The organism is Levilactobacillus zymae DSM 19395 (genome assembly GCF_001434115.1).
Classification (GTDB): Bacteria; Bacillota; Bacilli; order Lactobacillales; family Lactobacillaceae; genus Levilactobacillus; species Levilactobacillus zymae.
In genome coordinates this window covers 1-25588 of the sequence record NZ_AZDW01000021.1, presented here as the reverse complement: position 1 = coordinate 25588, position 25588 = coordinate 1, and the positions used below count along the sequence as shown (strand labels likewise).

Genomic DNA, 25588 nt, shown 5'->3' with positions numbered 1-25588 from the left:
ATCGTGCGTGCGATTTTATCTGGATTACATCATAAAAAGAAATTACAGGAACTCGAACTCGAATTGATCGACGTGCCGGAACCGTTTGACGACTTAGTGGTCACCTTTCTGGAGAAGCAGACCCAAGTGTCGTTGACCTTACCCATCACCAAGGTCATTAGTGCCGGCGTGGTGCGGGTACGGCTTAACGCCAACGACTTAAAGGTGCCGGGCAGTACCCAGGGGGACTTTAGTTGGGAGCTGTACTTGAACCTCCAGCAACAGGATACCCGGGGCCTGATTCAGGTCGAAAGTGAATACCTCAGCGACCGCCATCAGTTGTCGTTGACCAGCTTTTATCAATTAAACAGTGACGCTAACGGCATGGCGTTATTTAACCTCCACACCAATCAACCCGATGATGAATTTGCCATCAGTGCGATTAACTTACAGAACGACCAGCTCCAAATCACGGGGCCTAACCGGATCAACAACCGTAAGATTGAAAATCAACGGCTGGTCCTAAAGAACGGTCAAGATCAGGGGACCGCCGAATGGCCCATCACCAAGATGGGCTTGCACGGGCTGTTTAGCGGGATAATCCCGTTAAGCGACCTGGCGTCTAACAGTAAGCAGGAACTGTTCATCCGGTCGACGGTGGACGGTCAGGACCTCGAACAACGGGTGATCCTGGGCAAGTCGTTGGCCGGACAGGTCACCCAAGCCATCACCGGGCATCACCGCTTGGTCGTGATCGAAAAGCGGTTCAACAACGGCATTCAGATCCGCGAAATGGCGGCCCCGTCGTTACCCGAACGGCTGGGACACCTGCCCAACAAGGTCGGCGGCGCGACGCATCTGTTGAGCGTCCTGATGGAAAAGGTCAACTTGATGTACATGCGGCGGTTGTTTAAGCGCGGCCACCGGGCTTACGACCAACCGACCCTGATCTTCGAAAGTTTCGGGGGTCGGCAGGTCAGTGATTCGCCGTACGCCATCTACCAGTTGTTCACGCAACTTTATCCCGGCTTCCGCTTCGTCTGGTCGATCGACCGGACCCAGAAGAAGTTTTGTAAGCAAAACGGGATTCCGTTCGTGGTGCGGCGCACGGCCAAGTGGGTCCGGACGTTGGAAAAGGCCACGTTCTGGATCAGTAACGCGCGTTTCCCGGCCTGGGTCAAGAAACCCAACTACGTGACCTACATCCAGACCTGGCACGGAACGCCGCTGAAGAAGTTGGGCCTCGACATCGAAAACGTGTCGATGCCTGGCACCACGACCACCAAGTACCACGCTAATTTCGTGCGCGAAGCCAACCGGTGGGACGCGTTGGTCTCGCCTAACGACTACTCCACGCAGATCTTCCGGTCGGCCTTCGGGTTCAACAACCAGATTTTAAAGGTCGGCTATCCCCGGAACGACGAACTGATCAACAGCAGTGCCGAGGACATCGTGGCCTTAAAGACCCAGATGGGGATTCCGTTGGATAAGAAGGTCGTCTTGTACGCGCCGACTTACCGGGACAACCAGTTCGCCGAGAAGGGGAAGTACACCTTTGAATTGCCGTTCTCGTTAGACGACTTCAAACAAAAGTTTGGCGACGACGCCGTGTTGGTCCTGCGGATGCACTACCTGATCTCTAACGCTTTAGACATCAGCGGGTACGAGGACTTCGTGTACGACATGTCGAACCACCCCAGCATTTCGGACCTCTACTTGATCAGTGACATGTTGATCACCGACTACTCGTCCGTGTTCTTCGATTACGCCTACCTCAAGCGGCCCATCCTGTTCTACCCGTACGATTACCACATGTACAAGGACGAACTGCGGGGCTTCTACCTGGATTACGAACGGGACTTGCCGGGGGAAATCGCCCACAACGAAAAGGAATTGTTGACCATGATCGGTGACAAGTTACAGACGCCGGACATGAGCGACGATCCGAAGTTCATGGACTTCTACCGCCGGTTCTGTGCGATCGACGACGGGCTGAGTTCGTTAAAGGTCGTGAACTACGTGGTCCAACAGATCGAAAACCAGGGCTAACCCGGTGTCACGGTTGGCTTTAAGCGTGAATCAATCTTATGGCTAATTACCACTTAAAAACCCCGTCATTGCATCGAGCGCAATGACGGGGTTTTAGTGACGCCTATTTTGTTTTGGGGGCCTGGTTCACGCGGTCAACGGCGTGGGTTTCCAGTTTGGTCACCGTTTTGGCCGATGAGGTGATGCCTTGGAAATACTGATGCAGAATCTTTTGGTAGTTGCGTTTGACCAGCGCGACGTTGGGGGCCTTGCGCCGGGTCAGTTGCGTCTGGGCGGCTTGGGCCCAACGCTTGGACCGCGCGGGTTGACCCGTGTGATCGATTAGGTAGGTCACGTTGCGGCTGGCCTTCTTGGCCTGGGGCGTGACTGGCTGGTTAGGCGCCTGACTGCTGGCCAGGGAAGCGTGCATGTTGGTGGTCAGACTGGTGATTTCGTAGTATTGATTTTTCTTGACCCGCACCCCGGCGTAGGACTTGAACAGCAGGACGTTCAAGAGGCTGGCGATAATCACAATGCCCACCCCGCAAACAATCACGGTCATTGCCGGCCGGAGCGCTTGGTGGTGGCGCTTGGTCCAGATCAACCCGACCAGTCCCCCGAGGGCGATCAGGGCGCCGAGACTAAAGACGATTTCAATTAGGATGATTTCGGTACTCGCCGACATAAGTTCACCTGTTTTCCGATAGAATTCAATTTATAATGATACCACTAAACCGGGGATGGCGGAAACGCCGCCGAGCAATTCGTGAATTGTCCGGGGTTATGTGTTAAAATCAAAGCATTGTGTCTATTAACGTGTTTTTAAACCTTAAAAATCTGTGAGGAACGAACTATGAGTGAAAAAAATTTAGCAGCGGCGGTGGATAAGCGGCGGACCTTCGCCATTATCTCCCACCCCGATGCCGGGAAAACCACGATTACCGAACAACTCCTGCTGTTCGGGGGCGTCGTGCGGGAAGCCGGAACGGTCAAGGCCCGTAAGAGTGGTAACTTTGCCAAGTCCGACTGGATGGAAATTGAACAAAAGCGGGGGATTTCGGTCACGAGTTCCGTGATGCAATTCGACTACCAGGGCAAACGCATCAACATTTTGGATACCCCGGGGCACGAAGATTTCTCCGAAGATACCTACCGGACGTTGATGGCCGTTGACTCGGCCGTCATGGTCATCGACTCCGCCAAGGGGATCGAACCGCAGACCAAGAAACTGTTCAAGATTTGTAAGATGCGGGGCATTCCGATCTTTACCTTCATGAACAAGTTGGACCGTGATGGGCGTGACCCGTTGGACCTGATCGCCGAACTTGAAGACGTGTTGGGCATCGAAGGGTACCCCATGAACTGGCCGATCGGGATGGGGAAGGAACTTAAGGGCCTGTACGACCGCTACCATCACCGGGTGGCCCTGTTCCACCAGGACGCCCAGGGCAACCAGTACCTGCCGTTAAACGACGACGGGGACCTGGTCACGCCTAACGCCTTAGAGGAAGACGACTGGTACACCGAAGCCCGCGAAAACATGCAAATGATCGAAGAGGCGGGGAACCCGTTTGACGCGGCGAAAATTGCCAGTGGGGACCAGACACCGGTCTTCTTTGGGTCCGCGTTAGCGAACTTCGGTGTCCAGACCTTCCTGGACACCTATCTGGAATACGCGCCCCAGCCGGCGGTCCACCAGACGGAAACCGACGGCGACGTGGCCCCGACCGATCCGGAATTCTCCGGGTTCGTGTTCAAGATTCAGGCCAACATGAACCCACATCACCGGGACCGCATCGCCTTTGTGCGGATCTGCTCGGGTGAATTTGACCGGGGGATGGACGTGATCCAGGAACGGACCGGCAAGAAGCTGCGGCTCTCCAACGTTACGGAATTCATGGCCGACACGCGTGAAAACGTGGAAACGGCCGTGGCCGGGGACATTATCGGCTTGTACGATACCGGGAACTTCCAAATCGGGGATGCTATTTATACCGGTAAAAAGGATATTAGGTTCGAGAAGTTGCCACAATTTACGCCGGAACTGTTCGTGCGGGTCTCCGCGAAGAACGTGATGAAGCAGAAGTCCTTCCATAAGGGAATCGACCAACTGGTCCAAGAAGGGGCCGTGCAACTCTACACGGCCTACTCGACCGGCGACTACATCTTGGGTGCCGTTGGGCAGCTGCAGTTCGAAGTCTTCCAATTCCGGATGAAAAACGAGTACAACTCCGACGTCATCATGGAACCGATGGGCAAGAAGACGGCGCGGTGGATCGACCCCGACCAATTGGACGAACGGATGTCGTCCTCCCGGAACCTGCTGGTCAAGGACCGGCAAGGCCAACCGCTGTTCTTATTCGAAAACCAATTTGCGGAACGCTGGTTCAAGGATAAGTATCCGGACGTGACCCTCACGTCAAAACTTTAGACTAAAACGAGTAGCCCCTGGCAACGCATTAACGCGTTGACGGGGGCTATTTTGATGGTAGCGGCACCGGGTTAGTTGACAAGTCAACGCAAAAATAACCGCAGAGCCAACCGTTTTAGCCTTGTGAATTTATGGGAATTTAGCCCGTGCTATCGTTGAAGTAACGTTAGTGAAAAGGGGTTAAGAAACATGGAATTACGGGATGCGGGGAGAATCTGCTTGGCGTTATTGGGATTAGTGTGCTTCTGGGGACCGGTGACCAGCGTGCACGCCGAGACGGCCCAAGAGTTTATCGCCAAGGCGCCACAGGGAATCGCACTGACCAACGCATTCGTTACGGGCGAGTCAGTGACGGACAGTCAGCAGCAGAATAGTGCGAAGGTGATCACCGCTAAAGGTTCGGCGTCCCAGACCCAGGCCGTGCTGGTGACCAGTGCGCCGCAACAGGTGGGCACGATTTGGTCGCAACCGGGTAACGAATTTGATTTGACCCACGACGTGACCACGTCGATGTGGATGTACTTTGGCGATAAGCGCGAAAAGGCAGCGGATGGGATGGCCCTGGTGATCCATAACGATCCGCGGGGGCTCAAAGCCATGCCGCAGTTTACGGATAAAATCTTCGGGGAAACGCTGGGCGTTTGGGGCGTGGACAACCAGAATACGCGGACCGACCCGCAGGCGATTGCCGCAACGGCGATCCAGAATAGTTGGGCGTTGGAATTTGACACGTTCTTGAATAAGACCGCGGACTATGCGGGCGCTGGTCTGGGCACGTCCTTTGACACTAAGTTGAAGGGTCCCCACATCGCGTCGAACTACCCGGGGGATGCCGCGAGTTATCAGGTGAACCGGGTGACACCGGGAATACTGGCCTGGGACAAAACGCCCCGGTATTACTTTAATTTGAATCACGTCCAGCCCATCCAGGGGGATAAAAACCTCTTGGCAAACGGCCAGTGGCACCACATCACCCTCGACTGGCAGAGCCACACTCAGACCATGACCTACACGTTCGATGATAAGGATCCCCAGACCGGCGAACCTTTGCCGGGAAAGCAGCAGGCGGTCAAGCTCGACCTGCAAAAGATCGATCCCGAGAAGACGGGGAAGGCGACCTGGGGCTTTACCGGGTCGAACGGGATGGAGGCCGCCAATAACCTGGTCATCTTCGAGGGCGTTCCCGGCCTGGTGAACGCCTCGGCTAAGGCGACCTTGACGGATCTGACAACGCACCAACCGGTGACGGCCGGTGGGCAGGTCCGCGGCGATACGCCCGTTGAGCTGACGTATCGGGTTAACTACCACGATGGGAAGCAGGATTGGGCGGGGGTTCAGTTAGACGTGGCCTTGCCCCAGCGCATCCAGTTTACGCAGGGCGAGGTAACGTACGCCAACCAGCGCCGGCAGACGCTGACGGCGGCCCAATTGAAGGACGGCCATTTGGTGGCCACCCTTGACCAGAACCTTAATATGCGGAATCATCAGGCCACGATTCGCCTGACCGGCGTCACCCAAAATGACGTGCGCCCTCAGCCAATCGCGGCCACGCGCGCCAGTTTTTCGGCGGTCAACGGGATTGCGACCACGGCGGTGCCCAAGCTGACCCTGGTACCGAATTACCAGTTGGACTTAGCCCGGGAGAGTCCCGCGAAAACCACGGTCAAGTACGGTGACGCGCCGACCATTAGGGGGCAGGTCACCTGGCCCAGTAGCGTTCAGCTGACCAACCGGGAGTTACGGCTCCAGGCCACGGTCAACGGACGCAAGCAGGCCGACCAACCGCTAGACGAGCCGGTTGCGGGGGCGGTCCGGTATACGCCGGCGGCTAAATTGCTCAAGGGGGGCCACAACGACGTCCAACTCAAGGTCCGGGACAACTACGGCAACACCTCTCCGACCATTAAGGTGGACGTGAACGTGGTGGGGACTTTATCGTTAGACCTGGTTCATAGTGAGGCCTTTCAAACCACCCAACTAACGGGGCAAGCCCCGGCCAGTGTGGGCCGTGCGGGCGACTGGCGGGTCCTGGTCCGCGACACTCGGGCGGCGGGGGCCAAGTGGCAGTTACAGATCGCCGCGACACCCTTTCGTCGCACGGCCGATGATCACCCGTTGGACGGGCAATTGATGTACGTTGACGGGCAACACCGCACGGCCATCACGGCTGACCCCATCCCCATTCACCGGGGCACGGCGATGGACGACCAGCCGGTGTTTGACGTGGCCGCGACCTGGAATCAGCAACGCGGATTGAGCCTCCACCTGGGGACGCAGGCCCTGGCGGGGGAGTACCAGGCTAATCTGCACTGGTCGTTAAACGATGCGCCCCATTAGAAGCAGACACTGAAAGGCCAAGGGCCCCCCCTTGGCCTTTTTGAATACCCGCGCTAATCAAAAATCGAAGCGGAGCTGATGATTTTTGACCAGCCCCCGCGGCGGCGAACCCTTCTAATACAATTGACCTATTTCATCGTATAAAATGGTTATAGTATAAGAAAGGGGCGTCGGCGATGAACTTACGAGCAGGATTATTGGCGGTGGTTAGCGTGCTGTTGACGTTAGGGGTGGGCCTGACGCTCGCTCGTGCCGATGCGGATTACGACAATGCATTGGCGACCGCTCCCCAGGGGATTGCGTTGGATCAGATCTTTACCCCGGGAGAGACCGCCAACAACAAGGCCCAGGTGGTGACCACTACCAACGGCCAAACGACCGGGACTCAGGCCGTGATGGTGACTAATGCGAAGGATCAGTTTGGGACGATTTGGTCCACGGACGAAAACGCCTTTGACCTGAACCGTGACGAGAGCGTGTCCATGTGGATGTACTTTGGTAATAAGGCCGGTAACGCCGCGGATGGCATGGCGTTTGTGCTCCAAAACGATTCCCGCGGGTTGGCCGCGACCCCCAGCTTCGGGAAGAAGATTTCCGGGGAGACCCTGGGCGTCTGGGCGGTCGATACAAACACCAAACAGACCGATCCCGCGGCCTTAGCCCAGTTGGCGATTCAAAACAGTTGGGCGTTGGAATTTGATACGCATCTCAATAAGTCGGACACCTATAGCAAGGCCGGTGGGGCCGATTCGTTTGACGTGGGGTTGACCGGGCCGCACCTGGCCTCGGCCTATCCGGGCGAAGGCGAGAGCTACCGGCTGGTGAAAACCACCAGTGGGCTGATTATTACCCAGACGGCCTACTACGCAACGTTAGCGCACCAGGGCGTAATCGCGGGGGGCAACGACCTCCTGTCGAACGGCAGCTGGCATCACGTGACCCTGGATTGGGACGCTCAGGCCCGGCAGATGACCTACCGCTTCGATGACAAGGACCCCACGACCGGCAACGAGCAGACGGGAACGGCACGGACCGTGACGGTCGACCCGGCCGTAGTCGATCCCGACCAGACGGGGAAGGTCCGCTGGGGCTTCACCGGGGCGACCGGGAGTAGCTACGCGAATAATTTGGTGATTTTTGAAAACGTTCCCGGACTAGTCGAGACCGACGCCACGGCAACGCTTACGGACCTGAATACGGGGAAGGTGTTGACCGATGGCGCCAGTACCCGGGGAACCCACGAGGTGCAACTGGACTACGACCTGACCTACGAGGGGGGCAAGCAGGACTGGAAGGACGTGACGGCTAAGCTTAACTTACCGGACAACTTAGAATTTGAGAAGATCAACGTGACTTACGCCAACGGGGACCGGCAGACGGTCGACCCGGATAAGGTGGCCGATAACCAACTCACGTTTAAACTAGACTCGGCGCTCTCGGCGACGAACCAGACGGCGAAGATTCGGTTGACCGGAACCGTGGCCGACCAGAAACAGGCCAGCGAGGTGGCGGCCAAGACCAGTACCTTTACCGCGGTCAACGGGGTCACCACGACCGATACCGTCCACTTCACCATTGAACCGAAACTCGATATTGATCTCCTGTTGACGTCGGTAGCCACGGTGACGATTCCGGCGGGGGAGACGACCACCATTAAGGCCCAGGTCTTTGTCCCCGAGGGCATCACCATCACCAACGCTGACTTGACGGTGCACCCGACCTTAAACGGCAAGGCGCTGCCCGGTGAACCCATTGACGATCCCGACGACAATCTGAGTGGGAAGGTCCGTTACACGCCCGCCGTCGAGGATTTAACGGTGGGGAAAAACACGATCGACCTGTACGTCGAAGATAATTATGGGAACCGGTCGAACACCATCACGGCGACCGTTAACGTGACCGGGGGCCTGACCTTCGACCAGGTCGCCAAGCAAAGTTCCTTCCAGCAAACGACGCTCACGGGTAGCACTCAACGGGTCAAACGGACTAACGACTGGTCCGTGCGGGTCGTGGATAGCCGTGCGGCCGGGGCGAAGTGGCACCTCCAAGCCGCCGTGGGGGACTTTACCACCAGCGACGGTCAGAAACTAGCCGGCGGGTTGACCTATTCGGACGGGCAAAGCCAGATCCAACTGAACGGCACGCCCACGACCATTCATCAGGGCCAGTCCAGCGCTAATCAAGACGTGACCGACGTGGTGGATGATTGGACCGACGACACCGGTATCCAGCTAACGGTGGCCGGTCACGCGGTGAGTGGGGACTACAGTGGGCAGATTGATTGGACGCTCACGGACGCCCCCGCCTAAGCGCCACTTCAACTAGCGCCTAAAAAACGGTGTCTCCCCGTCAGGGAAACACCGTTTTTGGGATGCTGCAATTAAAGGTTAGGCCTGGGCGACCTTGGCTTGCGCCGCTTGGGCCAGGATGTTCAGGTAGTTGAACGGCCGGTCGAAGTTGGGCTGGAAGAGCATGTCAACCATGGCCAAGTCGTCGATGGTGTTGTTGTTTTGGATGCAGACGGACAGGGTGTTCGCCGACTGGGAGACGTCGTATTGACTCATCAGTGCGCCCCCTAAGATGCGTTTGGTGTCCGGGTCAAAGACCAGCGACATCAAAACGGGTTCCGTGGTCGGCATGAATTCCGGCCGGTAGTTGTCGGTAATGATGACCTGGTCGGCCTTAATGCCCTGTTGATTAGCGGCAGCCAGAGTCAGTCCGGTCGATACGATGGTCCGCCCGTACAACGCCAGGCCGGAGGAAGATTGCGTCCCCAAGTACTTTACAGTTGGTTGTGTCAGGTTCTTTCCTACCAGGATGCCTTGGCGCACGGCGTTGGTGGCCAGTGGGATGTAGGCACTTTGATGGGTCGGGTTGTAGTGAACGGCGGCACTATCGCCGGCGGCAAAAATGTCGGGGTTGGAGGAACGCATGTAGTCGTCGGTCAGGATTGCGCCGTTAGGGGCCATGTCGACCTGTCCCTTGAGGAGACCGGTGTTGGGCCGGAACCCAATGCACAGGATGGCTAAGTCGGTCTGGTAGCTGCCTTTATCGGTGTTGATGGTCAGGCTACCGTCGGCGGCGTCTTCGAAGTTGGCCACGGTCTCACCTAGAGCCAGTTGAACGCCGTGGTCGCGGTAGTCCTGTTCGATGGTGTCGGTGAACTGGGCGTCAAAATACTTCGGCATGACACGATCTTGGGCGTCGATCAACGTGACGTCGTGGCCGGTCGTGGAGTAAGCTTCCGCTAATTCGGCCCCGATGTAGCCAGCGCCGATCACGGTGATCCGCTTAGCGTCCTTGGCGTCTTCAAACAGGGCTTGGGCGTGGTTCCAGTTCTTGCAGAGCTTGACCTTGGCGTTGTCGATCCCCGGAATCTTAGGGACAATGGGCCAGGAGCCACTGGTCATGACCAACTTGTCGTAGGCCGTGGTGGTTTGTTCGTGGGTGGTCAAGTCTTCCACCGTCACGGTCTTGTGGGCCGCATCGACGGCTAAGACATTGTGATTCATTTGGACATCGGCGCCCAATTCGTGGAGTTCTTCGGGATTCGAGTAGAAGAGGCCTTGCGGATCGGCGACTTGCCCGCCTAAATATAAAGCGATTCCACAAGACAGGAAGGAAATGTTGTCGTTGCGTTCGTAGACCGTGACTTCGGCATCGGGATGATCAGCCAGGATTTGTTTAATGGCAAAGGTGCCCGCATGAGTACAACCAATAACTGTGACTTTCATAAGATGGTGCCTCCCAAAATAAGTGATTTTTGATTGAATTAATTTTCACAAGCGAAAGTAAATAAAAAATCAATTCAATTGATTACAACTTTATTTTAAACAATCTATAGCGAATGTCAACACTTTTTCGAATGTGTCACATTTTGCTCGGCGGGGTGCCATGGGCTCAGCCTAGTGTTCTCGGGGGAAAAGCGGTACACTTAGACCTAACATTAGTGAGAAAAGGAGTGCTTTATTCATGATTGGAAAACATTTAACCGCTTGTACCTCGGTCTTGGTCGGGAAGGCCGCGACCGTGGACGGCTCGACGTTGATCGCGCGTAACGACGACACCTTCTTGCCGTTGACCCCCCAACGGTTTTACGTGCATCCCGCCGAACATGACCAACCGGCCCGGACCTGGACGTCGAACCAAAACGGCTTCACGGCACCGATTCCTAGTGATGGTCACCGCTATTTGGCGACGCCTAACGTGGAGATCGATAAGACCGGGGAATACGCCGAAAGTGGGATCAACGACCAGAACGTGGCGATGAGTGCCACCGAAAGTGTGTACGGTAACCCGGACGCCTTGGCCTACGACCCCTTGGTGGAAAACGGCTTGGCCGAAGACTCGCTCCAGACCATGGTCTTGCCCTACATCACGTCGGCGCGTGACGGGGTACGCTACCTGGGGAAAATGATCAAGCAATACGGGTCTCCCGAGGGTAACGGGGTGCTGTTTTCCGACAATCAGGAAGTCTGGTACATGGAAATCGTGACCGGCCACCACTGGGTCGCCCAACGAATCCCGGATGACGCCTACGCGGTGACCGCTAACCAAGTGGCCATCCAGCAGGTGACCTTCGATGATCCCGACAACTTCATGTTCTCCGAGGGCATTCAGGCCTTCGTGGCCGACCATCACTTGAACCCCGACCAGGACGGGTGGAACTTCCGGCATATCTTTGGGACCAGTACCGAAAAGGACCGGCACTACAACACGCCGCGGGTCTGGTTCGGCCAACGCGTGTTGAATCCGGAAATTGAACAGGATCCACAATCCAGCGAGTTGCCGTTCATTTGCCGGACCAGCCATAAGATCAGTGTGGAAGACGTCGAATATATTTTGAGCTCCCACTACAACGAAACGCCGTACGATCCGTTGGGCCACGGTCCCGAAGCGTTGCGGACCAAGTTCCGGCCCATCTCGATGAACCGGACACAAAACTCCCACGTCCTGCAAATTCGTAACGACGTGCCCGCCGACCGGTCGGCCATCATGTGGTTGTGCTTCGGGGTGCCGGCTTTCAGTCCTTACGTGCCGTTCTTCGCCAACGTCACGGATACCGACCCGTCGTACAGCCAGACGCCACGACGGTTGGATGACCAAAGTGCCTACTGGATGTACCGGAAGTTATCGATGATCGTGGAGTCACACTACCGCGACTTCATCGAACAGGACGTCGATTACGTCACGGCGGCTAAGCAAAACCTGCGGACCCACGTGGCCCAGACGCTGGCGCACGCCGACCAAAGTCAGCTCAGTGGAGCGGATTTGACCGCCTACCTGACGGACCAGAACCACGCGGTCACGGCGGCAATGCGGCAGACCACCACGCAGTTTACCAACGACCTGATTGAAAAGGGGCTGACGTTATCGGGCCTGACCTTCAACATGGATAAGAATTTATAAGTCGCATTACGTGTGGTGCTAGTTGAGATAAAACTGGTCGCCTTCCGGCGCTCAGGGGCTGGAACGCCTGCGGGCACGATTTGAAGCCCCGCAAAAATCGCGGGTCTTCAAACTCGGCCTTATGGTAAGCCAGCAAGAAACGCTGACTAACCATAATTTCGCTGGCTGAGCCCCTGCTCGCCTCCAGGCTGTACATTGGTGGTCTCGATTCAGTTGAGTAAAAATTAACTAAAGCTGGTTTTAAAATCCGATTGTTGATCAAATGACTGTTCATTTTCATTTGATTCGGAGTCAAGTTGCCATCATAACGAGTGTGATCTGAATTCGCTAGATTGGGTTTTTAAATTAGACTTTGGCACTATCTATAAATTGCATGACGACCAAAAATCCGCCTCACCGGATGCACCGGTGGGGCGGATTTTGCGTTTTAACTTAAAGTTGACGGGCGAGACGGACGTAACGGGCGTTGATGTAGGCGGCCGGTCCAATCTGATACCAGACCAGTTGTTGGTCGTCCACCACCCGGCGCCGAATCTCGAGCAATTCACCGTTCGCCAGCTGCCCGGCGATTTCACCGTAGGGTTCGCGGTAGATCATCACGGCGCCCTGGGGGACGTAATCGACGGTCCCGGTCAACTGGACATCGTGGCCGGTCAGTTGCGTGACCCGGGGAATCTCAAGGTGGCGTTCCCAGTGTTCGTGCCGTTGCGTGTCCTCGGCGCTAAGCCATTGATTACCGCCCAGGTTATACCACACGGACTGGTCGGTCAGCGTGATGATGGCGAACAACCGCCAGAGCGATTGTGCGGGGAACTGATAACCGTAAGCCTGACCCGCCGGCAGATCGTAAACCGAATGGTCGGCGGTCAACGTGACGTATTGCTGGACGCGTTGAACGGTCTGCCAGGCATCGCGCCGGTAGAAGTACAGCATGCGTTGGGCGTGATCCGTATAGGTGCCGTGTTGGTTGCCCTGGGCCCGGAAGATGTGGTAGCCGTCGATGGTCGGGGGCGTCAGTTGAAACGCCGCGCCCAGGCTGGCTCGTTGGAGTTGGGGCAGGTCAAGGAGTTGGCCGGAGTCGTAATCGATCAGGTAGGTGATGACCGGTTGGCCCCATTGCCGCTGGTAGACTAGCGTGGTCAACCCGTATTCGCTGAGGAAAGTCTGGGTCATCCCGTCCATGCGTAACAGCACGTAGCCGGGGATGACGGGGAAGGCCGCGTGAACGGGCTCGCCGATTTTACCGGTCAAGACCAGGGCGGGCTGCAACGGGTGATTAGCCGTATCGACCAACCGCACGACCAGGGTGGCTGCGGGTTTGGCCGTGGTCTTGGTCACCCGCGGAGCCGTTACCACTGCCGGTTGGGCGTCGGCCGGTGACTGAACGACTGGCGGCTGGGGCGTTGGTCGGGTGGGGTGGGCATCCATCATAGGGGGTTGATCTTGCGTGGCCGCTTGGTGCGCCGGGGTGGCTCTTGGTGCTTGGTGGGGCCGCGGCGAGCGTTTAACCGTTGCCCGTGGGGTGACGAATCGCTTCACCCAGTCCATTAACGCCATAGTTGTGCACCTCCACCAGAATTTTTTAGCGACGGTTGGTCGCTAGTCGATAATTGCCTTTAAGGTACAGTATACCGCATCTGTTCGGGACCTGCAGGGGATTTTCAGACTAAATAAAAACGGTAACGCCGCGATTGGCAGCGTTACCGTTTCAATGACATTATTTAGCAGGATCCGTGGCGGCGTCTTCGTCGGCGGCTAAGGTAATCTTGCCGTCTTCGATCTTCGCTACCAGATTCTTCACGTCGGCGTGGTCGAGGTAGAAGTCCGCAATCCGGTCTTCAATCTCTTCTTGAATGACGCGCCGCAGTGGCCGTGCCCCCATGGCGGGATTGTAGCCTTCCGTGACTAACTTTTCTTCGACCGGCTCCGTGACGTGGATGTGCAAACCTTGACCGGCCAGCATGGTGTTCACGTCATCGATCATCAGGTCAACGATCTTCATCAAGTTTTCCTTAGTCAAGGAGTTGAATTCGATGATGTCGTCGAACCGGTTGAGAAATTCGGGCTTGAAGTAGTTGGTCAAGCTGCCCAAGACGGAGTGGGTCTTGCCCGCCGCCTCGGCACCGAACCCAACGCTAGCTTCAACGTCCCCGGTCCCGGCGTTACTGGTCATGATGATCAGCGTATCCTTGAAGGAAACCGTCCGGCCTTGTGAGTCGGTCAGGCGCCCGTCGTCGAGAATCTGTAAGAACATATTCATGACGTCGGGGTGGGCCTTTTCGATTTCATCCAAGAGGATCAACGTGTACGGGTGACGCCGAACTTGTTCGGTCAGTTGACCGGCTTCTTCGTACCCGACGTAGCCAGGAGGAGACCCGATCAGCTTAGAAATGGAATGTGGCTCCATGTATTCGGACATATCGAACCGAATCATGGCGTCCTCCGAGCCGAAGAGTTCGTTGGCTAATTGCTTGGCTAATTCCGTCTTGCCGACCCCGGTCGGACCGACAAAGAGGAAGGACCCAATTGGCCGACCCGTCCCGTTTAACCCAATCCGGTTCCGGCGAATAGCCCGGGCAACCTTATCCACGGCTTCGTTTTGCCCAATGATGTGTTGTTCCAGATCACTGGACAAACTCTGCAGTTGGTGTTGTTCCTTGGCTTGAAGTTCACCGACTGGAATGTTGGTCTTTTCTTCGACGATTTGTTGCATGTCCTTTTCGGTGACTTCCGTAGAAGCCGTTTGGTCCGCGTTAGTAGCGGATTCCTTGGACTTGTTTAATTTCGTGACTTGATCACGGTAGTAAGCGGCTTTTTCGTAGTCTTCCTGCTTCAAAGCGGCTTGCTTTTGCTTCTCCGCGTTGGCGATCTTTTCGTCGATAGCGTGTGGATCGGCAACGTTGATGGTTAAGTTTTTCCGTGAGCCGGATTCATCGAGAAGGTCGATCGCCTTGTCCGGCAAGAACCGGTCTTGGATGTACCGGTCGGATAACCGGACCGCCGCATCGATGGCCGCGTCCGTGTAGTGAACGTGGTGGTAATCTTCGTATTTCTTTTGAATCCCCTTGAGAATTTCCACGGCTTCGTCCGGTGTTGGTTCGTTGACCGTGACCGGTTGGAACCGCCGTGCTAAGGCTTGGTCCTTTTCGATATCCCGGTATTCGTTCAACGTCGTGGCCCCAATTAATTGGAAGTCACCCCGTGCTAAGGCGGGCTTCAAGACGTTACCGGCATCCATCCCGCCTTCAGCATTGCCGGCACCCATGATTTCGTGGATTTCGTCAATGAAGAGGATGATGTCGGGGTTGGCTTGAACTTCCTTCATCAATTGTTGCATGCGTTGTTCGAATTGGCCCCGGATACCCGTTCCTTGGACCAGTGAAACGACATCCAAACGGATAATCTGCTTGTTCATCAGCTTTTGTGGAACGTTACCTTCCACAATCCGTTCGGCTAACCCTTCGACGACCGCCGTCTTCCCGACACCGGCTTCCCCGATTAACACGGGGTTGTTCTTCGTCCGCCGGTTCAGGATTTCGATGACTTGCGCCGTTTCTTTGTCCCGTCCGATTACGGGATCAATCTTGCCGTCTTTAGCCAGCTGGGTGAGGTTCAGGCCATATTGGTTCAGCAGGCCGCCCTGACCATTGCCTTGATTGCCTGCAGGTTGGGTTGGTCGTCCTTGACCAGCCGCTTGCCGGTAATCGCCGCTTTGGTTCGGGGTGCCGCCTTGCATGGCCCGGAAAATATCATCCAGGTTGCCAAAGCCGAATGGATCTTGTGCCATACGGCCACCTCCATTTCCAGAGTTGTTTTGCTGCTCCTTGAGTAGTTGATAGCAATTTTGGCATAGGTCAACTTGTTGCCGTTGTCCGTTCACACTCATATATAAATGAATGGTCGCTTCGTTGCGGTGACAGTTTTGACATAGCATCTTGTCGTCTCCTTTCTGCCCTGGAGTAAGTGTGAGTAGACCCACACCGGTCAGTTGAAAGAGTTTGACCTTTCTTGACCATTGACCACATTATACCGCCTCACGCGGTGGGTGCAAGTAATTTGTCTCACCACGCTCAACGGTTAAGGCGGCCATTTAATTTGAACGACTTCATTTTAGCACTCCCCTTGCTAGAATGCTAAAAGTCACGTTCGATTTGGAAAATTCTTTTTTTGACCTAGGCGGAATTTCAACGTAAAATATGGAAAGAAAAGGGGGCAGTTGCCGATGGCACGAGACTTTACTGACTTAATGAACCAATTAAAGGACCAGAAGATCGACCAGTTCGAAGTGGGACCGGATGAGTTCCAGGCGTTCCAGAAGGCGTACATGGCCTTCGACACGCGCAAACGCGTGATTGGTCAGGCCCACAAGGACGGCAAGTTGATTTACCGCTACGATCACGATACGGGAGACCAGGGCTAACGGCAGCCCATGTATAGGGTAAAACAATTAGCTGGAGTTTGTCTTAAAGATCAAGGACCGCTCAGAATGACTATTCACCGATATTTAATTGAAAAACGTATTTGAGTGGCCATTATAATCAGTGCGAGCTGGAGGGCCAGTCAGAAATGGGCTCAGGGGGGAAATGGGCCAGTCTTAGTTGGCGTTTTTTGCCGGCTTAGACCAAGGTCGGTCTTCAAGACCTGGGTTATGGGCTTGAAGCCGTGCCCACCCCGTTCCAGCCCGTTTCTGACTGGCCTGGAAGCGTTGGGTACTTCTAGATTAGTTTTTTAAGACAGGTGCTAGTCGAATTAATCCACCGGAAAAACGGCCATCACCGCCGTTTTTAGTGGAATCATGCTATAATTGGGACTAGAACAAGTTAATGACTGATGACCGAGTGGTGGATTGGGCCGCGTGAGCGCCTATGAGACTAACGATGAAAGCGGTTCAGGTATCACTTGTAATTTAATGGCAAGATTGATATTCTAAGAAGGTAGACGTGGTGTTGACTGGTTGTTTGATCAATGCGCAAGATCAAAAGGCGCCACGTTCGCTAAATTATCAACCTAAGCTTAAAGGAGATCGATCAATTATGGAAAAACGCGAATTTCATATTACAGCAGAAACGGGGATCCACGCCCGTCCCGCAACTTTATTGGTACAAGCAGCAAGCAAGTTCAACTCTGAAGTGAGCTTACAATACCAAGACAAGTCCGTTAACTTAAAGTCCATCATGGGCGTTATGTCCTTAGGTGTCGGCCAAAATGCCGAAATCACCATCACGACGGACGGGGACGACGAAGCCGATGCCATGACTGCCGTTGCTGAAACGCTGAAAAAAGAGGGTTTGTCTGACTAATGAGAGCGATGCTCAAGGGAATTGCCGCGAGCGACGGAATTGTGTGTGGCCAGGTTTATCGCTTGGTCGAACCGAACTTAACCGTTCAGCAGCGCGCAATCACTAATCTTGATTACGAATTAAATCGATTCCATCAGGCCCTTGAAGCAGCCGTCTCCGATGTTGAGACAATTAAAACTCGTGCGACTAAAAACCTGGGTACTGATAGTGCCCAGGTTTTTAGTGCGCACATTGCCATGCTCCAAGACCCGGAATTGATTACGGCGGTTGAAACCCAGATCCGCCAACGCAAAATCAACGCCGAAGCGGCCTTGGCCGCCGTGGCGCGAACGTATGAAACCTCGTTTCAGGGCCTCACGGATAACCCGTACATGCAAGAACGCATTACGGATCTACATGATGTCACCAAGCGGGTCACGGCGCACCTCTTGCAGGTCGCCTTACCGGACTTGGCGTTAGTCAACCATCCGGTGATCGTGGTGACCCACGACCTGATTCCTAGTGATACGGTCTCGGTCAATCCCCGCTACATCCTGGGGTTTGTGACCGACCTGGGGGGGCGGACGTCGCACTCGTCGATTTTGGCACGGTCGATGGCCATTCCCGCCGTGGTGGGCACGCAACACGCCACGGATCAGTTGACCAACGGCGAAATGGTGATTTTGAACGGTACCCGCGGTCAGGTGATGGTCGCGCCCGATGACGACGAACTGGCTTCCGCGCAAGCAGCGATGCACGAACGGGCGGCTAACCTGAAACGGTTGAGCAAGCTGCGGCATCACGGCACGGTCAGCAAGGACGGCGTAGGGGTGACGTTGGCCGCCAACATTGGCACGGCCAACGATTTACCCAGCGTTCTGCAGAACGGCGCCGAAGCGGTCGGCTTGATGCGCACGGAATTTCTCTATATGGATGCGGACCAGCTGCCCAGTGAAGACGAGCAGTTTGCCATCTATAAACAGGTCCTGACGGCCATGGCGCCCCGACCGGTGGTCATCCGCACGCTGGATATTGGCGGGGATAAACCCTTGCCGTATCTGAAGCAAAAGCCGGAGACCAACCCCTTCATGGGCGCCCGGGCCATCCGCCAGAGCCTAACGCACCAGCAGATTTTCCGAAGCCAGTTACGCGCGTTGCTGCGGGCGTCGGCCTTCGGTAACCTGCGAATCATGTTTCCCATGATTGCCACGCTGGATGAATTTCGACAAGCCAAGGCGATTTATGACGACGAACGGTCGAAGCTGACCGTGGCGCAGGTGCCCCTGGGCAGTATCAAGATTGGCATGATGGTCGAGGTGCCCGCGGCGGCGCTGTTGGCCGACCGGTTTGCCCAAGAAGTCGACTTCATGAGCATTGGGACCAACGACCTGATCGGCTACACCATGGCGGCCGACCGGACCAACCAAGACGTGGCCTACCTGTATCAACCCTACCATCCCGCGATTTTGCGGTTGGTCAACCGGGTGATTGCGGCGGCTCACGGGGCGGGAATCCCGGTGGCCATGTGTGGTGAGATGGCCGGTGATCCGATCGCCGTGCCGCTGTTGTTGGGCATGGGACTCGACGAGTTTTCGATGGGCGCAGGGTCGATCTTAAAGACCCGGCGGTTGATCGGCCAACTCAGTGCCCACGACCTGCAAGCCCTGGTGGAAACTACCTTGAATCAGGCCAGCACCAGCCAAGAGGTCATTACCATGGTCCAGGCGGCGGTGCCGGGAATTTTAACCTAAAATTTAGATTACGAGTATAGGAAGGCGTTTGTTCGGAGAAATCCGGGGAAACGCCTTTTTATTTGGGCTGGGCGTTGGTTGTGGTTTGCAATCATCTAGGCAAACCCATATAATTGTGATGATTGTACAACACATGGCGCCAAAAACTTTAAACACAGCCAGATACAAGGGGGATTGGCAATGAACATCGGCATATTTACGGATACCTATTTCCCTCAAGTCAGTGGGGTCGCAACGTCCATCAAGACGTTGCGCGACCAGTTGGAAAAGCAGGGGCATCAGGTGTATATCTTTACGACCACCGATCCACACGTGGAGCGGAATGTCTATGAACGAAACGTCTTTCGTTTTTCGAGTATTCCCTTCGTGTCGTTTACGGACCGGCGGATTGCCGTGCGGGGACTGTTTCAAGCCTACCAAATTGCAAAGGAATTAAATCTCGACATCGTGCACACCCAGACCGAATTTTCGATGGGGTGGATCGGCAAGTTTGTCGCCCGGAACCTCGAGATTCCGTGCTTACACACGTACCATACGATGTACGAGGACTATCTACACTACGTGGCCAACGGTAAGATCTTAAAGCCGGTGCACGTGAAACAGGGGACGCTGGCGTTTTGTTATCATTTGACCGGGGTCGTGGCACCCAGTGATCGGGTCCTGACCACGCTGAGTGACTACGGGGTCAAAGCGCCGATTCGGGTGATTCCCACGGGGGTCAACCTCCACCAGTACGAACAGCCGGACACCGTGGATCTACGGCGAAAACTGGGCTTTGCGCCCGACACGCCGGTAATTTTGTCGTTGAGCCGGTTAGCCTACGAGAAAAATATCACGGCTAGTATTCAGGCCATGCCCCAGATCTTGGCACAGGTGCCCAACGCACAACTGCTGATCGTAGGGGATGGTCCGGCGCGTGAAGACCTGGAACAACAGGTCAAAGACGCCCAGTTAGAAGACCACGTGTCCTTTACCGGAGAAGTCAACAACGACGACGTCTTTCGTTATTACCACATGGCTAACGTGTTCCTGTCGTCGTCGGATTCCGAATCGCAGGGGTTGACCTACATCGAGGCCATGGCGGCGGGCACCAAGATCGTGGTCATGACCAGTCCGTATACCGACGAATTGTTGTCGAGTCGGGCGCTCGGGGTGACCTTTAAGGACCCGGACGACATGGTCAAAAACGTGATCGATTACCTGCTCCACGGGGATGAGGAACAAGATCCGGACCTGTTAGCGCGGAAATTAGCGGAAATCTCTGCGGATACCTTCGGCCAACGCATCATCAATTTTTATCGGGATGCCCAGGTCAGTTACGAGCAGGCGCACGAAGACACCCCGGATTTCAGCAATTAGAGGAGTACTTGAATGTTAAAAATCAACATGTTTTCCGCCGCAGATTCCGTGAAGGGTCAGGGGGTCGGGAGCGCGTACAACGAGCTCATGAACCTGCTGAAGACCCGCTTGTCACGGGAGTTTACGGTGACGGTCAATCGGTACGGTAAGGTCGATTTGACGCACTACCATACGATTAACTTTTCCTATTATTTGTCGACGTTTTTGCCCGGACGGGGCCGTAAGATTGGCTACGTCCATTTTTTGCCGGAAACGTTGGAGGGCAGTCTGAAGATTCCCCAGCCATTCCGGGGGATTTTTTATAAATACGTGGTGGCCTTCTACCGCCGCATGGACCATATCGTGGTGGTCAATCCCACGTTTATTCCCAAGTTGGTGGCTTACGGGATTCCGGAAGACCGGATTACCTATATCCCGAACTTTGTGAGCCGTAAGGAGTTTTACCCGGTCGACGCCCCACAAAAGCAGGCGTTACGGCACCAGTACGGTTATCCTACCGAAAAATTCACGGTGCTGGGCATCGGACAGATTCAAGAACGCAAGGGGCTGTTTGACTTTATCAAGTTAGCCGAACACCACCCGGAACTGCAGTTTATCTGGGCGGGGGGCTTCTCGTTTGGCCGCATCACCGATGGCTACGCGGAACTTAAGAAGGTCGTGGATAATCCCCCGGCCAACCTGAGTTTTCCCGGGATCGTCGACCGTGATAAGTTGGTCGATTATTATAACCTGGCCGATCTGTTCTTGTTACCTTCCTTTAACGAACTCTTTCCCATGTCGGTCTTAGAGGCCTTTAGTACGGGCACGCCGGTCCTATTGCGTGAGTTGGACCTGTACCAGGCCATCATCGCCGGGGATTACCAGCCCGCTAAGGACTACACCGAGATGGATCAGCTGCTGACCAGCTTGCCCCACGATGCGGCGGCCTTAGAACATTGGCACCAACGGAGTTTGGCGGCGGCCGACCAGTATTCGGAGGAGCACCTCACCCAGATTTGGCGGGCGTTCTATCAGCAACAGGCAAAAGAGGGGTAGTGCGATGACACGACGAAATAAATGGGTCCTCACGTTGATGCTCCTCCTGGGAATCGCGATTTTTGCGTATTCGTTGCGGGACATCAAGTTCTCCGTGCTGATCAACGACTTTGTGCATATCAATTTCTGGTGGTTCGGCGTGGCCGTATTATGCATGCTGTTGTACCTGGGACTCGAGGCCGTGATCGTCAAGGTCTTCATCTCCGACAGAATCGAGGGGTTTTCGTTTAAAGACGCCCTGCGGATTCCGGCGGTGGAACAGCTCTTCAACGGCATCACGCCGTTTTCGTCCGGTGGGCAACCGGCCCAACTGATTGCGTTGATGCAAACGGGGGTCGACGCCGGCAAGGCCAGCTCGATTCTGTTGATGAAGTTCGTGGTCTTTCAGTCCATGATCGTAGTCAACTTTCTGATTGCCCTGGTGATTGGGTTCAACTACATTCAAGATAAGCTCCACGCCCTCGCCTGGCTGGTAGTGTTTGGCTTCACCATTCACTTGGCCGTTATCATCGGCTTATTGATGGTCATGTTCTGGCACGCCTTTACCAAGCGCGCCGTGGCGGTGGTGCTTTACCCGATGCACTGGTTCATGAAGCGGGAACGCTACGACCGGATGGCGGCCAACATCGATAGTAAGATCGATTCGTTTTACGCCGAGAGTGTCCGGATCAGTGGGAAGGGCAAGCTGATGCTACGGGTCTTCGTGATCACGTTCTTTCAGCTGCTGTTCTACTACCTGATTCCGTACTTTATCATGCTAGCGTTGGGCTACACCACGGCTAACATCGTCATGGTCACCAGTATGCACGTGCTGATCGTGATGGTCATCTCCCTGTTCCCGATTCCCGGGGGCTCGGGTGGGGCCGAGTACAGCTTTGAAATGATTTTTAGAAGCTACATCGCGTCGAATAGTAAATTGGTGCTGGCAATGATTCTCTGGCGCCTGTTGACCTATTACTTCGGGATGTTGACCGGACTGGTCGCCATGGTGGTGAAACCAGATAAGGTCGTTGAGGAAGGTAAGCCCACAAATCTGTGAGTTTTTTGGATTAAAACGTGTCATCTGCCCTTAAGTTTGGTAAAATCATAGTGAAGCTCAGAAAGGGGACCAATCATGGAAGAATCTCAACTGATTGGCATCATCAATCGCTTAAAGGCGATGCAAGAAGATGCCACCGACGAGCCACAACCCCGTCGATTCGAAAAGGAAGGCGTTGAACAAGCCACAGTGGTTTACAACGCGGCCAACAAGACTTATACGTTAACCGAACACAATCCGGAAACGACCTTCGAGTTTGATAACATTGATTTAGTGGCTATCGAATTATTTGATTTATTGACGGATAACTAACAAAACTATGGGTGCCATAGTTTTGTTTTTTTATAGGCCGAAAAGTTGAATTTTTCCAAAGGTTGCCCGTTAGAATTGATTACCCAGCGCTATCAGCTATACTGGAGTAATGTTAATTATTTTGTGGAGGCAGTCTCATGGCAAACTTTGTTAAGCGAAGGATGAACTGGGTGAATACCCGTATGGGGTTCTTCCTCTTGATCGTCGTTTTATTTTGGATTAAGACGTACGTGGCCTACCAAACTGAATTTACGTTAGGGGCGAAGGGTAACGTGCAGCAGTTCTTACTGCTGATTAACCCGCTCCCCGCCGCGTTACTGGTTTTCGGGATCGCGTTGTACTTTCGGGGCCGGTTGGCGTATTGGCTAATGTTGATCATTGACGTCTTAGAGTCAACTTGGATCTTCGCTAACGTCGTCTATTACCGGGAATTCTCGGATTTCTTGTCGTTTGGGATCATGAAGGGTTCCAGCGACGTCCAAAACAACCTGGGTAAGAGCTTAGCGCAAATTACCCACCTGTATGATTTTTTTGTGTATCTCGATATTATTCTACTGATCGTGCTACTGTTGACGCACGTGATTCGTATTGATCCGCGGCCGTTTAAACGGCGGTACGCGTTGACCGTGTCGGTCTTATCGTTTGGCCTGATGTTTGCGGAATTTGGGATGGCCAACGCGGACCGTTCCGGCTTATTGACCCGGACGTTTGATAACAACTACATCGTGAAGTATTTGGGATTAAACGAATACGCGGCCTTTAACGCCTACCAGACGCAAAAGGAAAGTGCCACGCGGGCCAGCGCCAATGCCAGTGACATGAAGAGTGTCCTGAAATACCTGAAACAAAACCGGGTCAGTCCGAACGTTTCCTATTATGGAAAGGAAAAGGGCAAAAACGTCTTTATCATCCACTTGGAAAGTTTCCAGCAATTCCTGTTAGATTATAAGGTGGATGGTAAGGAAGTTACCCCGACGTTAAACAAGTTCTATCATAGTAAGAATACGTTGTCGTTTGACAACTTCTATAACCAGGTCGCTCAAGGGAAGACCTCCGATGCCGAAATGATGCTGGAAAACTCGCTCTTTGGTTTACCTCAGGGGTCGGCGATGACGACCTACGGGACGCAAAACACGTTCCAGGCCGCACCAGCCATTCTGAGTCAAGAGGGCGGTTATACCACGGCGGCCTTTCACGGGGATGTCCCAAGTTTCTGGAACCGGGACAATACCTATAAGTCATGGGGTTACCAGTACTTCTTTAGTTCCAGCTATTACACCCAGAAGGCCAACTATAGTGTTGGTTATGGGCTGAAGGATAAGATCTTCTTACGGGATTCGGCGAAGTACATCGAACAGTTACCGCAGCCGTTCTACGCGAAGATCATCACGTTGACCAACCATTACCCGTACGAATTGGATAAGAAGAACGTCGACTTCCCGGCCACTAAGACGGGGGACAAGACGGTCGATCCGTACGTCCAGACGGCGCATTACCTGGATCAGGCGTTTGCGGAATTCATCAGTTACCTCAAAAAGGCGGGGCTCTATAAGAATAGTGTCATCTTGGCCTACGGGGACCACTACGGAATTTCTAATAACCACCGGCCGGCGATTGCCCAACTCTTAGGGAAGAGTAAGGTCACGAACTTCGACCTGGCGCAATTCCAGAAGGTACCGTTGATGATTCACGCTACCGGACTCAAGGGGGGCATCAACCACACGTATGGTGGGGAAATTGATGTCTTGCCGACCCTGTTGGATCTCTTAGGGGTGAAGAACACTAATACGATCCAGTTCGGTCAGGACCTGTTGGCCAAGAATCGTAACCAGACCGTGGCGTTCAGAAACGGCAACTTTGTCTCACCGACCTACACCAAGATTGGCGGGACCGTGTACGACACCAAGACGGGGAAGCCGCTGACGTTGACGAGTGCGCAGAAGAAACAGGTCGATCAGCTGCAAAATCACGTGACGACGGAACTGTCATTATCTGATCGGGTGATTTACGGTGATTTACTGCGGTTCTACACGCCTAAGGGCTTTACGAAGGTCAATAAGAGTAGTTTTACCTATAAGTACAAGCCAGCCATGGAGAAGCTAGCGGAGGCGCAAAAGGAAGAAAAGACCAGCGTCTTGGCTAAGCATAACGGTAAGAGCACCGTTTCGGACTACAAGACGGATGCTCCTGAATTGAAATAGTCGTCATTAGAAAGCCCGTCATCTGTATGATGACGGGCTTTTGTGCGTTTTTGACAGACGGTTTGAAATTAATTTCAGTAAATATTCATTTTTCGCTTGACCAAGTCCGGAGATATTGGTAAACTAATTTCTGTTGTCATTTACGGAAACAAACGCGGTGGCAACGGCAATGCGTTACGATTTAACAATTTAAAAAAAGGCTTGACGGTCGGATTAATAATTGTTATGATAGTAACCGTTGTTGAGAATATTTATTCAACTTTTTCGAAAACATTCAATATTTATTCAAAATAATGTTTAAAAAGTTGTTGACACGATATTATCGACATGATATACTTTAAAAGTTGTCACGAAGCAATTACTTCTTATGATAACTTGGTAGACCTTTGAAAACTGAACATTGTTTCGACAAACCAAATATGTGTAGG

General features: G+C 54.2%; 17 protein-coding genes. 13 read left to right on the top strand and 4 right to left on the bottom strand.

Annotated features, from left to right (window positions below; all coding sequences use genetic code 11):
- Positions 1-3: 3 nt before the first annotated feature.
- A complete protein-coding gene (locus tag FD38_RS04775; RefSeq protein WP_057731819.1) occupies positions 4-2028 on the top strand; it encodes a CDP-glycerol glycerophosphotransferase family protein in 2025 nt (674 codons plus the stop codon).
- Between the two features lie 103 nt (positions 2029-2131).
- Here the strand turns inward: FD38_RS04775 and FD38_RS04770 are convergent, their stop codons facing one another.
- Positions 2132-2692: a hypothetical protein gene (locus FD38_RS04770; RefSeq protein ID WP_057731817.1), complete on the bottom strand. Its 561-nt coding sequence runs from the start codon at positions 2690-2692 to the stop codon at positions 2132-2134.
- 168 nt (positions 2693-2860) lie between these two features.
- Here FD38_RS04770 and FD38_RS04765 point away from each other — a divergent pair, with 168 nt between their 5' ends.
- From FD38_RS04765 to FD38_RS04755, 3 genes are all read left to right on the top strand, one after another.
- A complete protein-coding gene (locus FD38_RS04765; protein ID WP_057731815.1) occupies positions 2861-4438 on the top strand; it encodes a peptide chain release factor 3 in 1578 nt (525 codons plus the stop codon).
- Positions 4439-4627: 189 nt separating this feature from the next.
- Positions 4628-6775: an L-type lectin-domain containing protein gene (locus FD38_RS04760; RefSeq protein ID WP_057731813.1), complete on the top strand. Its 2148-nt coding sequence runs from the start codon at positions 4628-4630 to the stop codon at positions 6773-6775.
- 176 nt (positions 6776-6951) lie between these two features.
- Positions 6952-9084 carry a lectin-like domain-containing protein gene (locus FD38_RS04755; protein ID WP_057731811.1) on the top strand — a complete coding sequence of 711 codons (2133 nt, stop codon included), beginning with the start codon at positions 6952-6954 and terminating at the stop codon, positions 9082-9084.
- A gap of 78 nt (positions 9085-9162) precedes the next feature.
- Here FD38_RS04755 and FD38_RS04750 read toward each other — a convergent pair whose 3' ends face one another.
- A complete protein-coding gene (locus tag FD38_RS04750) occupies positions 9163-10509 on the bottom strand; it encodes an FAD-dependent oxidoreductase (RefSeq protein ID WP_057731809.1) in 1347 nt (448 codons plus the stop codon).
- A gap of 238 nt (positions 10510-10747) precedes the next feature.
- Here FD38_RS04750 and FD38_RS04745 point away from each other — a divergent pair, with 238 nt between their 5' ends.
- Entirely contained in the window at positions 10748-12184 is a 1437-nt protein-coding gene (locus FD38_RS04745) for a C69 family dipeptidase (protein WP_057731807.1), read from the top strand.
- Positions 12185-12616: 432 nt separating this feature from the next.
- On the opposite strand, the gene FD38_RS04740 is transcribed toward FD38_RS04745, so the two are convergent.
- Positions 12617-13741 carry a MucBP domain-containing protein gene (locus tag FD38_RS04740; protein WP_057731805.1) on the bottom strand — a complete coding sequence of 375 codons (1125 nt, stop codon included), beginning with the start codon at positions 13739-13741 and terminating at the stop codon, positions 12617-12619.
- Between the two features lie 160 nt (positions 13742-13901).
- Positions 13902-16118, bottom strand: coding sequence for an ATP-dependent Clp protease ATP-binding subunit (locus tag FD38_RS04735; protein WP_057731804.1), 2217 nt, complete (start codon positions 16116-16118; stop codon positions 13902-13904).
- Between the two features lie 288 nt (positions 16119-16406).
- Between FD38_RS04735 and FD38_RS04730 the strand changes: the two genes are divergently transcribed.
- The 8 genes from FD38_RS04730 (at position 16407) to FD38_RS04695 (ending at position 25160) form a co-directional block, all read left to right on the top strand.
- A complete protein-coding gene (locus FD38_RS04730) occupies positions 16407-16604 on the top strand; it encodes a hypothetical protein (protein WP_057731802.1) in 198 nt (65 codons plus the stop codon).
- Positions 16605-17217: 613 nt separating this feature from the next.
- Complete coding sequence (locus FD38_RS04725; RefSeq protein ID WP_057731799.1) at positions 17218-17484, top strand: phosphocarrier protein HPr; 267 nt, start codon at positions 17218-17220, stop codon at positions 17482-17484.
- Positions 17484-19214, top strand: coding sequence for a phosphoenolpyruvate--protein phosphotransferase (gene ptsP, locus FD38_RS04720; protein WP_057731797.1), 1731 nt, complete (start codon positions 17484-17486; stop codon positions 19212-19214). The genes FD38_RS04725 and ptsP overlap by 1 nt, the downstream gene beginning before the upstream one ends.
- Positions 19215-19394: 180 nt before the next feature.
- The gene (locus FD38_RS04715) at positions 19395-20573 is read left to right on the top strand and encodes a glycosyltransferase family 4 protein (RefSeq protein WP_057731795.1); all 1179 of its coding nucleotides are present in this window, start codon (positions 19395-19397) and stop codon (positions 20571-20573) included.
- A 12-nt stretch (positions 20574-20585) separates the two neighbouring features.
- Positions 20586-21608: a glycosyltransferase family 4 protein gene (locus FD38_RS04710; protein WP_057731793.1), complete on the top strand. Its 1023-nt coding sequence runs from the start codon at positions 20586-20588 to the stop codon at positions 21606-21608.
- Positions 21609-21612: 4 nt separating this feature from the next.
- The gene (locus FD38_RS04705; RefSeq protein ID WP_057731791.1) at positions 21613-22647 is read left to right on the top strand and encodes a lysylphosphatidylglycerol synthase transmembrane domain-containing protein; all 1035 of its coding nucleotides are present in this window, start codon (positions 21613-21615) and stop codon (positions 22645-22647) included.
- 75 nt (positions 22648-22722) lie between these two features.
- Complete coding sequence (locus FD38_RS04700; protein ID WP_057731789.1) at positions 22723-22959, top strand: YkuJ family protein; 237 nt, start codon at positions 22723-22725, stop codon at positions 22957-22959.
- 137 nt (positions 22960-23096) lie between these two features.
- Positions 23097-25160 carry an LTA synthase family protein gene (locus FD38_RS04695; protein WP_057731786.1) on the top strand — a complete coding sequence of 688 codons (2064 nt, stop codon included), beginning with the start codon at positions 23097-23099 and terminating at the stop codon, positions 25158-25160.
- Positions 25161-25588 lie beyond the last annotated feature (428 nt).